The organism is Campylobacter sp. BCW_6889 (genome assembly GCF_001762535.1).
Classification (GTDB): domain Bacteria; phylum Campylobacterota; class Campylobacteria; order Campylobacterales; family Campylobacteraceae; genus Campylobacter_D; species Campylobacter_D jejuni.
In genome coordinates, this window is record NZ_MJWZ01000044.1 from 13340 (window position 1) to 26755 (window position 13416).

The 13416-nt window shown below is 29.6% G+C and carries 10 protein-coding genes and 1 pseudogene; 6 read left to right on the forward strand and 5 right to left on the reverse strand.

Annotated elements, in window-relative coordinates:
- The first annotated feature begins 178 nt into the window (after positions 1 to 178).
- The 4 genes from ctf to AJ939_RS03945 are packed head-to-tail and all read left to right on the forward strand — an operon-like array spanning position 179 to position 4278.
- Positions 179 to 682: a non-heme ferritin gene (ctf, locus tag AJ939_RS03930; protein ID WP_002852256.1), complete on the forward strand. Its 504-nt coding sequence runs from the start codon at positions 179 to 181 to the stop codon at positions 680 to 682.
- A gap of 43 nt (positions 683 to 725) precedes the next feature.
- Positions 726 to 2102: an MBOAT family O-acyltransferase gene (locus AJ939_RS03935; protein ID WP_070276050.1), complete on the forward strand. Its 1377-nt coding sequence runs from the start codon at positions 726 to 728 to the stop codon at positions 2100 to 2102.
- Positions 2103 to 3113, forward strand: a complete 1011-nt coding sequence (locus AJ939_RS03940) for a GDSL-type esterase/lipase family protein (protein WP_070276049.1) — start codon at positions 2103 to 2105, stop codon at positions 3111 to 3113.
- The gene (locus AJ939_RS03945) at positions 3100 to 4278 is read left to right on the forward strand and encodes an SGNH/GDSL hydrolase family protein (protein WP_070276048.1); all 1179 of its coding nucleotides are present in this window, start codon (positions 3100 to 3102) and stop codon (positions 4276 to 4278) included. The genes AJ939_RS03940 and AJ939_RS03945 overlap by 14 nt, the downstream gene beginning before the upstream one ends.
- 2 nt (positions 4279 to 4280) lie before the next feature.
- Here AJ939_RS03945 and AJ939_RS03950 read toward each other — a convergent pair whose 3' ends face one another.
- The 5 genes from AJ939_RS03950 to ppk2 all read right to left on the reverse strand — a co-directional run bounded on the left by AJ939_RS03950 (position 4281) and on the right by ppk2 (position 10909).
- Entirely contained in the window at positions 4281 to 5651 is a 1371-nt protein-coding gene (locus AJ939_RS03950; RefSeq protein WP_070276047.1) for a TolC family protein, read from the reverse strand.
- A gap of 1 nt (position 5652) precedes the next feature.
- Complete coding sequence (locus tag AJ939_RS03955; protein ID WP_070276046.1) at positions 5653 to 7578, reverse strand: ABC transporter permease; 1926 nt, start codon at positions 7576 to 7578, stop codon at positions 5653 to 5655.
- Positions 7578 to 8750, reverse strand: a complete 1173-nt coding sequence (locus AJ939_RS03960) for an efflux RND transporter periplasmic adaptor subunit (RefSeq protein WP_070276045.1) — start codon at positions 8748 to 8750, stop codon at positions 7578 to 7580. Before AJ939_RS03960 ends, AJ939_RS03955 begins: the two co-directional genes overlap by 1 nt.
- Positions 8751 to 8828: 78 nt before the next feature.
- Positions 8829 to 10019, reverse strand: a complete 1191-nt coding sequence (locus AJ939_RS03965) for a M20 family metallopeptidase (RefSeq protein WP_070276044.1) — start codon at positions 10017 to 10019, stop codon at positions 8829 to 8831.
- A gap of 8 nt (positions 10020 to 10027) precedes the next feature.
- Positions 10028 to 10909, reverse strand: coding sequence for a polyphosphate kinase 2 (ppk2, locus tag AJ939_RS03970; RefSeq protein ID WP_070233268.1), 882 nt, complete (start codon positions 10907 to 10909; stop codon positions 10028 to 10030).
- Between the two features lie 93 nt (positions 10910 to 11002).
- On the opposite strand from ppk2, the gene dsbD reads away from it, so the two are divergent.
- Positions 11003 to 12706, forward strand: a complete 1704-nt coding sequence (gene dsbD / locus AJ939_RS03975) for a protein-disulfide reductase DsbD (RefSeq protein ID WP_070233267.1) — start codon at positions 11003 to 11005, stop codon at positions 12704 to 12706.
- Positions 12703 to 13373, forward strand: a pseudogene (locus tag AJ939_RS03980) (MOSC domain-containing protein). The gene dsbD and the pseudogene AJ939_RS03980 overlap by 4 nt, the downstream one beginning before the upstream one ends.
- Positions 13374 to 13416: the final 43 nt, after the last annotated feature.

A 13416-nucleotide genomic window follows, 5' to 3' on the forward strand; every position in this document is an offset into this window, starting at 1 on the left:
TTTCTCCTTAACTTTAAAAAAAGTAATGGAAGTTTAAAAAAACTTGGAAACATTTTGGAAACATTTTTTATTTTGCATTTTTCTTAAATATAATTTTTAACTATCAAAAAATTTAGCTTGTTTTTAAAAAAATAATATATCATTATAAAACATTTTAAATTTTAATAAGGAGATAAGAATGCTTTCTAAAGAAGTTGTAAAATTACTCAATGAACAAATAAACAAAGAAATGTATGCAGCGAACTTATATCTTAGTATGAGCTCTTGGTGCTATGAAAACAGTCTTGATGGAGCTGGAGCCTTCTTGTTTGCACATGCAAGCGAAGAAAGCGATCATGCTAAAAAGCTTATCACTTATCTTAATGAAACAGATTCTCATGTAGAGCTTCAAGAAGTAAAACAGCCTGAACAAAATTTCAAATCCTTGCTTGATGTTTTTGAAAAAACCTATGAACATGAGCAATTTATCACAAAATCAATCAATACTTTAGTTGAACACATGCTAACACATAAAGACTATTCTACTTTTAATTTCTTACAATGGTATGTAAGCGAACAACACGAAGAAGAAGCACTTTTCCGCGGTATAGTTGACAAGATTAAATTAATCGGAGAACACGGAAATGGACTTTATTTAGCTGATCAATACATCAAAAATATTGCATTAAGCAGAAAAAAATAATCTTTGCCCTACTATGGGCGAATCTCGCTTTGGATTATAAGGTATGACTTATTTTTCTTTAGAATTTAGTATCTTAATGATAGCTTTTTTTGCTATTTATTGGACTTTTAAAAATGATTACAAAATACAAAATATTTTAATTTTAATTTTCTCTTATATTATTTATATTTTAATCAATCCTTATTTCGCCTTGGTTTTATTTATATATACCTTTTTTATACATTATTTTGCCTTGCTAATTTTTGTGCGTCGCAAGCGTTATATTTTCGCTACTTGTATGGCTTTTATTATTTTAAATTTGTGTTTTTTTAAATACTTTCCTAGCATCAAAGGAAGTGTTGATGAGATATTAAATTTTTTCGGTTTAGAATTTTTAAATATTGATTTAGTATTTCCAATAGGAATTAGTTTTTATACCTTTACTTCTATCACTTATCTTGTAGAAGTTTATCAAAAACGCCGTTTAGAAAGTTTTTTAAATTTGGCAACCTTCTTATCATTTTTTCCAACACTACTTTCAGGGCCTATTATGCGAAGTTCTTTTTTCTTTGAACAGGCCTATCAAAAACGCGAATTTAAACATGCAAATTTAATCATCATCTTGCTTGTTTTTGGTATAGTTAAAAAAGTTTTAATAGCTAATTACCTTGGAATTTATGCTAAAAGTATTTTAGACTTTCCACAATCTTATAATTTCATACAACTTTTAAGCGCAATTTACGCCTATGCGATTCAAATATACTGTGATTTTAGCGGATATGTTGATTTAGTTTGTGCTTTTGCTTTAATGTTAGGTTTTACCCTTCCGTCTAACTTTAACATGCCTTATCTTGCAAAAAACCTAAAAGATTTTTGGACTAGATGGCATATCAGTCTTTCAACCTTTATAAGAGATTATATCTATATACCTTTAGGGGGCAATAGAAAAGGAATGCCACGCACTATAGTTAACATACTCATCGCTTTTATACTTTCAGGTATGTGGCATGGCAATACACTTGCTTTTATTGTTTGGGGTTTATTGCATGGTATTGGCATAGTTTTTATACATTTGCTAGCTTTAAGCAAATTTAGTTTACAAAAAATTCCAGCTTTAGGAAGATTTTTAACCTTTCAATTTGTATGTTTTACTTGGATTTTCTTTTACTATAGCAAAAATCTAGAAGATGCAATAGAATATTTTAAAGCTTGTTATTATAATTTCTTCCAAATTCCATCTTATGATGATATTTATATGTTGGTTGCTTTTGGGGTTCTTTTTATGATTTATCCTTTATTTATTAATTTTAAAGAATATTGCATTAAGATTTTAAACCTTACTCCATTTTTACTAAAACCTTTTATCATAGCTTTTATTTTACTTTTGGTTTTTGCTTTTATGCCAGATGGAATTCCTGATTTTATTTATTCGAGTTTTTAGATGAGTGCAGTTAGATTTTTCTTCATTTTGATTATAGTGCTTGGCTTGGTTGTTGTAGTTATGAATCAGAGCATTAGCTCTTATATAGAACAAAAATATCACTTTGCATTCTATCCCCATAATGATCTTTTAAAAGAAGCCAATGGCTTCAAAATTAAATTAGAACAAATTCGTGCAATTTTAAGCAACGAACCCTTACCTCAAGCTAATGAAGAAACTATAAATCAAGAAAATAAATCAACAGATGAAAACTTAAGTAAAATAGATAAAGTTTTAAACACTTTAGAAAATGATGAAAACACTTCTCATAAAGAAGCAAATCTAACTTTAGTTCAAGATGCAAATATTAGTTTTATCGATAATACTAAATTAGAACTGCAAAATGGAGATGAGTTTTTATTTATCGGAGATTCTTTAATGCAAGGTGTTGCAATAGCCTTAAATAGAGATTTAAGAAATTTAAATCTTAAGGTAACCGATCTTAGTAAACAAAATACAGGCCTTTCTTATAAATCCTATTTTAACTGGTCAAAAGCGACCAATGAAGCTTTTGTTAAAAACTCAAATATTAAATATCTTGTTGTTCTTCTTGGCGCTAATGATCCTTGGGATATTAAAAAAGGAGGAAATTACCATCGTTTTGGTTCCCCTTCTTGGATAGATATTTATACAAATCGTGTAGATGAAATCATTAAAATCGCTAAAAAACATAAAGCCAAAGTTTTTTGGTTTGAAATCCCTCCTGTAAAAAAAGAAGATTTGAACAAAAAAATACAAGTGCTCAATAAAATTTACAGCGATGAAATTCTTAAAAATAAAGAAATTTTTATCAACACTAAGCTATTTTTTAGTGTCAATGATGAATACTCAGCTTATATAAAAGATGAAAACAATAGAAGTATAAAAGTAAGAACAGATGATGGGGTTCATTTTACTCCAAGTGGCGCAAGAGAAATGTCTAAACTTTTATTAGAACACATAAAACTTAAGGAAGAAAATGCTAGTAAATAAATTTAAAATTATCTTATTGTTTTTTATTATTTTTACTAGCTCTTATGCACAAAATTTAAATACAAATGACACAATAGATTCCATACTCAATCAAAACAAAAATCACCCTGCTTTAACAAATTATGTATCAAAAAAAGATCTTAAAAATCTAGAAAAAAAATTAGAAAAAAATCAAAAGATAGGAATTAGAATTTATGGAGATTCTCATATGGCGGCTGATTTCTTTCCGCGTGTCATGAGAGGATATTTAATCCGCTCTAACTCTATAGGTTTTGCCTATCCTTTACAACCTAAATATCAGCAAAATCTTAATCTTGTTTATTCTTATAAAAACTTTGAAATTTTAAACTCAAGAAATCCTGCTAATGCTGGACATAATTTTCCACTAGGTGGGATAATAGCCAAAGCAAAAATCAAAGGTGCAAAAATCAACCTTGATACAACCTTAGATAAAAAAAAATTCAAAATAGGGTTTTTATTTAAAGCCAAACAAAATACCAATGCTTTTAGCATCAAAGATGCAAAAAACCGAAGCTATAAGTTAAGAACCACACAAATTAATAAATGGTCCTATAAAGAACTAGAACTTGATCTTCCTTTGCAAATTTCAGCCTTACAAAAGGATGCTGAGCTAGGAGGATATTTCATCACAAATAAAAATAATAATGTTTTCTTAGATACCATTGCAATCAATGGTGCCAAAAGTGATTTATGGCTCTCTTGGAATCAAGCAGTTGTAAAAAAAGAACTAGTACTTTTACACAATGATTTAATTATTCTTGCTTATGGTTCTAATGATGCACTCTTTAAAGGGTTTGAAAAACAAAAATTCAAAAATAACTTAAAAAAATGGATTAGCATTTTAAAAACTTACAATAAAAACGCTGTTATCATGCTAATCTCTCCACCAACCGTAGTTCAAAAACAGGGTAAAAACTATAAGCTTGCTCCTGATTTTTTTACCATACGCAAAGCATTATATGAAGTTGCTAAAGAAGAAAAAACTCTTATCTTTGATATGCATCAGTTTATGCAAGATAGTGGGGGAAAAAACAAATGGATAGAACAAAAGCTTTCGCTCAATGATGTACATCTTACTATAAAAGGCTATGAGCTGATGGCTAAAAAGTTACTCGAGGATTTAAAAAATATCATCGATTATTAAATTTAATACTTAGGAAATTCTAAGTTTTCATCATTAAAACTTAAAGCTGTGATTTGATAGTAAGAATTAATGGTTTTTAAAAGATTAAATCTAGCTCTTAAAAATTCTTGCTGGGTAGAATTTAAAGTATTATTTGCATCCAAATAATCTTTTAATTCGCTTTTTCCTAAAATATATTTTTCATAATACGCCTTAGCGATAAGCTCTTGTTTAATGTTAATATTTTGCAAATTTTGCAAAAGCAAGGTGTCGCTTTGATAGTCTTTATAATTCAATGCAAATTCATTCATCGCACTTTGCAAAGCCTGTTCATAAGAAATTAAAAGTTGCTCATAAGTAAATTGTGAAATTTTGATATTTTGCTTTACTCTACCATAATCTAAGAAAGGTAAAGAAATCTTAACATTGCCACTTAAAATTTCAAATTTAAAACTATCATCGATTTTTTTATCACTTCCGCTTAATGCTCCACCTAAAGAAATGCTAGGCAAAATAGATTTTTGCATGGAAGAATAATCCTTAAAAGCTGATTTTAAGCTATTGAGTTTAGACCTCACATCTGCACGGTATGCTAAGGCTTTTAAAGGTATATTAAAATCAGGACTTAAGGTTTTAAAATCATTTAAAGATAAAGTTTTAAAATACTCTATATAGGCAAAACCTTCTTGCTTTGCCAATAAATCTTGTAAATTTTTTATGAGTAAATTACGATTTTTATCATTGCTTAATAAATTTTGTTTAGCTCTTAATAAGCTTTGTTCTATGTTTAAAAGATCTAATTCTTCTATTTTTCCAAGCTTGTATTTATAGCTATAAAGCTCTTTCATTTGTTCTAAATTTGAAAGATAGACTCGAAGCAATTTATCTACATCGTTAAAATAAGCCAGCTCAAACACATTATTTAAAGCTGTATTGATCATGCTTATTTTTAAATTTTCAAGATCATAAGCACTTGCTTTCGCACTAAATTCACTTGCACTTGCGCTATCTCTTAATTTGCCATAAATATCAAGCTCATAGCTTAAATTTAAAGAATTATTGAAATTTTTACTTTGTTTGCCTGAATTTAAATCTTTATCTCCACCAAAACCCAAATTTCCACTTAAAGTCGGATATAAATCATAATCAATCAAATCAGCTCTAGCCAAAGCTGAAAGCAAAGTTTTTCTAGCAATATTAATATCACTATTATTCAATAAAACAAAATTTAGAAATTCATTTAATTTTGCATTATCATAGGATTTATACCAATCATAAGTGAGATTTAAATCTTTCATTTGTTCTTGAGTTAAATCAACTTCTTTAGGCAAGCTAAGTTTTGCACCACAAGCGCTCAAGAAAAATGCTAAAAAAATGCTAAGTATTATTTTCATATCATTCCTTTGATAATGCACTAATAGGATTTAAATTTGCTGCATTTCTTGCAGGGAAAAAACCAAAAACCACACCGATAAACATAGAACTTAAAAGTCCCAAAAGCACAGAATAAGCATTTAAAATCATAGGAAAATCCGTACTTAAAGTATTAAAAGCAAAAATAATAAAAATCGATAAAATCACACCTAAAATCGCCCCTATAGTACAAATCATAACCGCTTCGATTAAAAACTGCATCATAATATCTTCTCTTCTAGCCCCTATAGCCATACGTATGCCTATTTCTCTTGTTCTTTCACTTACAGAAACAAGCATGATATTCATCACTCCTATACCCCCAACAATCAAAGCAATCACAGCCACACAAGCGGTAAGTATGGTTGTAGTGCGTTTATTTGCTGTAATAGCTTGCTTAAAGGTATCAGAATTAAAAGTAAAAAAATCCTTTTGTCCGCGTTTAATTTCTAAAATTCTTATGATAGCATTTTCAGCCAAAGTTGAACTCACATCATCTTTAACCTTAACTATGATTTCACGCAAATTTCTATCTCCTGTAAGCTTATTCATCAGTGTTGTATAGGGTATATAAAGACGCACTACATTATCTTCTATAGGTTTGTCTGTATCTTTTTGTAAAACTCCTATGATCTTAAAAGGTTGAGAATTAAAAAGTACCACACGACCTAAAATATTTTCACTTTTTTCATCAGGAAAAAGATTTTTTTTAGCATTAAAATCCAATACAGCAACATTGGTGCTATTTTTTACATCATCATTATCTAAAATTCTTCCCGCATCTATCCTTAAGCCTTCTATAGCAAAATTATTTACCCCCACTCCTTCAGCTCTTGCGCTTAAAGAAATATTAGTATAAGTTGCTACTCCTGAAGTATTTGAATGAGCATCCACTGCTTCTAAGTATTCTAGGGATCTTAGCGTTTCTAAATCGCTAAAATTAAGCCTTGTTTTACCCGAACGCAAATCTCCAAAACCCCTTCCAGGACGAATTTCAATAGTATTTGTTCCAAGTCTTGCAATGGACTCAAGCACCTTAGCTTGAGAGCCCAACCCCAAAGCTACAACACAAACTACAGAAGCAATACCTATGATGATTCCAAGCATAGTTAAAATAGAACGAAGTTTGTGTGCAAGTATGGAAGAATAAGCTATCTTAAAACACTCAAAGGCTTGATTTTTAAGCAAAGTAAGTGTTTTTTTCTCTTTGGGCATTGTTTTTAAAATAAGTTTTTCTTGAGCTTTTTCCTTTTTAGTATCGCTTAAAATTTCTCCATCTTTAATCTCTATAACCCTTTTAGCTTGTGCTGCAATTTTTGGATCGTGAGTTACTAAGACTATAGTATGACCTTGTGCGTTAAGTTTTTGTAAAATTTCAAGCACCATAATACCGCTTTTACTATCCAAAGCTCCCGTTGGCTCATCAGCCAAAATAAGCTCTCCACCATTGATTAAAGCTCTTGCTATAGAAACGCGTTGTTGCTGCCCTCCGCTTAATTCATTCGGTTTAGAATCTAACTTGTGAACTAATTCTAAATCATTTAAGAGTTTTTTAGCATTTTGACTTCTTTCTTGTAAATTTTTTCCCGCATAAACTGCAGGTAAAGAAACATTTTCTTTAGCACTAAGCAAGCTTAAAAGATTATATCTTTGAAATATAAAGCCTATTTTTTCACGCCTTAATCTTGCTTTTTCGTCGTTATTAAGTTTAGTGACTTCATACTCATCAAAAACATAAGTTCCGCTACTTGGCGCATCTAATGTTCCTATGATATTTAAAAGTGAAGTTTTACCACTTCCACTTTGTCCTATAATAGCAACAAATTCACCTTTTTCTATACTTAAACTTACATTTTTTAAAATGGCATTTTCGCCTATATTCTTGCAAATATTTTTAAGAAAAATCATTAAAATCTCAACTTCATTTTAGGAGCTAAGCCATCAGCACTTGAACTTACTATCAATTCTTCATTTTCATTTACACCTTCTAAAATTTGAGTGTTGATAGAATCTTTAATGCCAAGTTTGACATATTTTTTAACAGCTTTTTGATTTTCTAAAATTTCAACATAATAGCCTTTTGGATCGCTTTTAATTGCATAAGTTGGCACTGCTAAAACAGCCTTTGCACTCGCTACGACAATTTCATTTTGTATACTCATACCAATACGCAAAAAATCATCTTTATTGGCTACATAAAATTTTGCGTAATAATAAATAGCATTTGATGAGCTTGAGCTTGAAGAACTCGAACTTGATGAGCTTGAGCTTGTACTAGAATCACTCACTTCAGTATCAGCTGGATCTATACTTGCAATAGTAGCATGATAAGTTTTTTGAGGATCATTAAGCAAAGAAAAATCAAGCTCTGTTCCTACTTTTATCTTACTCACATCAGCCTCTGCTATTTCCATTCTTACTTCCATTTCGTCTAAATTAGCTATACGGACTATAGTAGGAGTGTTTTGATTAGCATTAACTGTTTGTCCTTCATCTACAGCTACATTAATCACAACACCATCCATAGGAGCAGTAATGGTTGTATAACCTAAATCTTTTTGTGCATTTTTAAGAGTGATTTCAAGCTGAACTACTTGAGCATTAAGCTCTGCAACATTGGCTTTTAAAGTATAATAATTATTTTTTTGAGTTTCTAAATTTTCAAGAGAACTTGCTTTAGCTGCATAAAGTTTTTGCTCTCTTTGATATTGCTTATTCGCAATCTCAAGGGCAACTTTTTTACTCTCTAAATTAGCCTTAGCACTTTCAAGCTGAGCTTTTGTAATATCTAAATCGTTTTGTTGTTTATCTTTATCAATTTGAGCGATCAAATCACCTTGCTTTACATGAGTTCCCACATCAACATAAAGTTTTATAATTTGTCCACTAACTTGAGCACCCACATCGACTTGATCTTTGGCATATACCTTTCCTACTGCCTCTATGGTTTGAGATATATCTTTTTTTTGTATTTTTTGAGTTAAATAGCTGATTTTTTCATCATTATTAAAAAAAATAAAATAAGCCCCAACACTTCCAAGTATTGCAATTAAAATGATTAAAACAATCTTCTTTTTCATAATAACAAATCCTAAAGAAAAATCAAGATTAAATTTTACTCATTTTTTGTGAATTTTTTGTGAATTTTTAATTCTATTTTATAAATTTAAAAATTCTAAAGCCATCATCACATCACCCTGCATTAAAACTTTTAAATTTTCATCATCCCAACAAAAAGTAGAACTATGATGCAAAGCTGGATGATTTAAATCCTTTGAAATTCCAACAAATACATAAGCCCCCATTCTTTCTCGTGTTAAAAAAGCAAAATCTTCAGCCCCCATGTCAGGCTTAGAAGAAATAATAATATTTTCTTCTCCTAAGACCTTTGCAAAAGCTTTTCTTGCTATTAAAGCAGCTTTTTCATCATTAATCAATGGAGGAAATTCTTTAGTATATTTAAGCTTATAATCTCCACCATTAGATTTTGCCGTAGCAGCAACCACTTCTTCTAGAGAACTTTTTAAAATATCTTGTGTTTTATCATTTAAAAAACGCACAGTTCCTTTTAAATAAGCATTTGTAGGAATAACATTATAAGTAGTTCCTGCACAAATTTGACCTACGGTAATCACCCCTGCTTCATAAGGGGCTAAACGCCTAGAAACAACACTTTGTATATTATTTACAAATTGCGTTGCCATAATTATAGGATCTATACAAGTGTGCGGATGAGCTCCATGTCCTCCTCTGCCAATAAATTCCAAATCAAAAATATCCGTTCCAGCCATCATTTCACCACTTACAATTTGAGCAGTATTTTCAAGCAAAGGCCCCCATAAATGACAACCAAAAACTGCATCAACATAAGGATTTTCCAATACACCTGATTCTATCATAGGTTTAGCTCCACCGCTTCCCTCTTCTGCGGGCTGAAACATAAATTTAATCGTGCCACAAAATTCATCTTTGAGCTCATTTAATATCAAAGCAGCTCCCAAAAGTCCTGCTGTATGTCCATCATGTCCACATGCGTGCATCTTACCATCAATTTTTGAAGCATAACTTAGATTAGTTTTTTCTTGTACAGGCAAAGCATCCATATCCGCTCTTAAAAGAACGCATTTTGGTTTTTTCTGACTCTTCTTTTTTCCTTCTATAATAGCTAAAATTCCTGTTTTTGCAATATTTTTTTGATATTTAATGCCAAACTCATCTAAAATTTTACACACTAAATGAGCTGTATTTTCTTCTTCAAATTCAAGCTCAGGATGCATATGAATTTGATGTCTTAAATCAACTACTTTATCATAGTACTTTAGTGCTAAATTTTCAACCAGCTTATGCATTCTTTTCCTTAATCTAAATCTTTTATTTTTTCATCTGCTTTTTTACTGTCAAGTTTTTCCAAATTCGCCTCCATTTTTCGTATTTCTTCTTCTCCACTACGCACTAATTTTGCATCAATTTTGGAAAAATCTCCAGTTTTTTTATTTGGATATTCTACCTTAGAAAGTATAAAACGCAATAAATTTAATCTTGCTTTTTTCTTATCATCAGAAGAAATAATAGTCCAAGGACAAGTTGGGGTATTAGATGCTAAAAGCATAGAGTATTTAGCTAAAGTATATTTATCCCATAATTCTTGCGATTTTTGATCTACAGGAGATAATTTATATTGTTTAAGTGGATCACTTCGGCGTTTTTCAAAACGTTTTTTTTGCTCATCTTTTGATACCGAAAAATAAAATTTAAAAAAAGTAATATCACTATTTGAAATCATATTTTCAAACAAAGGCACTTCTCTTAAAAAATCTTTATGTTGTTGCGGTGTGCAAAAACCCATCACCGGTTCTACTCCTGCACGATTATACCAAGATCTGTCAAAAATCACAATCTCACCGGCTGAGGGCAAATGTGCTATATAACGCTGAAAATACCACTGTGTTTTTTCCACATCGCTAGGTTTTTCAAGAGCCACAACGCGGCAACCACGCGGGTTTAAATGCTCAATCAAACGTTTAATCGCCCCACCTTTTCCAGCTGCATCGCGTCCTTCTATAAGTATAAGAACCTTTAAACCCTTGGCTTTAACATGATTTTGAAATTTCAAAAGTTCAATTTGCAAATTCTTTAAATCTTTTTCATATTCTATTGTACTTTTCTTTCTTTTAACGGAAATATAAATTTCATTCTTTTTAACAGCCCCTTGTGTTTTTAGAGAATTATTTTCTTGCATTTTCAAACCTTTATAAAGTATTTAAAGCAAATTTACCATAATAAATTATAATTGAAGCTAAAGATAAAGGAAAAATAAGTTTTTAGGAAATTTATGCGTATTTTTGGTATTATTTTATTAAGTTTTTGTTTATGTTTTGCTTCTATATTGTCTTTAAATGAAGCTTTTAATGTAAAATCAAACTCTTATAATAACTCTATCTCAATTGATATTGAACTTGGAAAAGATATTTATCTTTATTCTAATAAACTTAAATTATATATAAATGAAAAAGATATAAGTTCTTTGATTAATTTACCTCAAAGCTCTACAAGAGGCAATGAAAATGTTTATTATCAAAAATTAAATTTAGCTTTGCCAAATTTACTACTAGAGCGCTTTGCAAAAAATACTACAAATTTAATCAAACTCGAATTTCAAGGTTGTTCTGAACAAGGCTTGTGTTATAATCCTCAAACTTGGTACTTTGATCTCATTTCTAAAAAAGATACTTTTGAAATTTCAAAACCTTATAAAGCTCAAAAAACAGATAAAAAAACTAAAATTGAATCTGAAGAAAGCTCTATAGCAAATTTTTTAGCAACAGATAACTTTTTTTGGATTTTGCTAAGTTTTTTTGGCTATGGACTTTTACTCTCCTTAACGCCTTGTATTTTACCTATGATTCCGATTTTATCTTCTCTTATCGTAGCAAAAAGTAATGCTAAATTTTCAAAAAAATATAGTTTTTTTCTCTCTTTTATCTATGTTTTTTTCATGTCTTTAGCCTATGCTATTGCTGGAGTTATAGCAAGTTTTCTAGGAGCAAGTATTCAAGGAATTTTGCAAAAACCTATTATTTTAATTCTTTTTGCTCTAATTTTCATAGCTTTTGCTTTTGCTATGTTTGGAGCTTTTCGTTTCGAATTACCATTAAGATTTCAAACCTTTATACATAAAAAAAGCGAAAAAGGAAAGGGAGTTGTAGGTATAGCTATTATGGGATTTTTATCTGCTTTAATAGTAGGTCCTTGCGTAGCAGCCCCTTTAGCAGGTGCTTTAATTTATATAGCCAATACAGGCAATGCTTTATTAGGTGGTAGTGCACTTTTTATCATGAGTTTTGGCATGGGTATACCTTTGCTTTTCATAGGCTTAGGATTAGGTTTTATTAAGCCTGGTTTTTGGATGGAAAAAGTAAAAATTTTCTTTGCTTTTGTTATGTTGGCTATGGCTATTTGGATACTTTCTAGAATTATTGAAGAAAATTACATTTTAATTGCCTATGGAATTTTAGGTGTATTTTTTAGTGTTTTTATGGGAATTTTTGAAAAAAGTTTTACGATAATTTCTAAAATTAAAAAAAGTATTTTAATTCTTATTTTAGCTTATTCTCTAAGCATTTTCCTAGGGGGAATTTTTGGGGTTAAAAATTTCTTAAATCCTTTAAATTTCAATACTACATCTACCTCAAAACCTGCTCTAAGCTATGATTATATCAGTAATTTTGAACAATTAAAGCAAGAAATACAAACAAATACAAAGCCCATAATGCTTGATTTTACTGCATCTTGGTGTGAAAATTGCAAACTTTTAGATGAATTAACCTTTAGCGATGAAAGAATCATACAAAAAATGCAAAATTACAAACTTATCAAAGTTGATGTAAGCGAAAATAATAATGAACAAATTAAAACCATGAAAGAATTTAATGTTTTTGGCCCACCTGTTTTAATTTTCTTTGAAAATGGAAAAGAAAAATTAAAAATCACGGGTTTTATCAGTGCTGATGATTTATTAAAAAAACTAGAACCATGAAAATTCAAAGTTTGCAAATAGGGAAAATTAAAAAAACCATAAAAATTTCCAAAACGCATTTATTAAAGATATTTACCTAGAAAAAACATAGATTGATTTTCTGGGTATTTTAGATGATCAAATAGCTAATAAAATTCATCACGGAGGCTACCATAAGGTATTTTTGCCAACTCTTGTCAAAACTATCCTATATGAGAAAGATTTCTTAATAAAAAGCTAAATTTTGGCTCAATGAGTGAAAATTTGAGCATCGATGGGCTTTATGAACAAAATGTTTGCATAGATGATATACATCAAATTTCAAATGCAAAACTGCAAGTAAGCGAACCTAGAAAACCTTGTGTAAAAATTTCTAGAATTCACAATAATTCAAATTTTACACATGAAATTTTTAAAATGGGCTTGAGTGGATGGTATTATAAAGTTTTACAAGTTGAACAAATACGAAAGTATGAAAACATTAAAATTTTAGAAAAAAAATCTACTTCACTTAGTATATTTAAACTCAATCAACTTTTTTACTCCCCACATCAAATTCTTAAGAAAAATCCAAATTTAATTAGATAAATTAGAAAAATTAAACTCTCTCATATCTCAAAATTGGCACGAAACGATACACAAACGCTTAAAAAATACTTACGATACAAGCTATATGGATAGCTTATAAGTTTTTAAAGTTATTTTTAGATAAAATAATCCTTTTTTGAAAG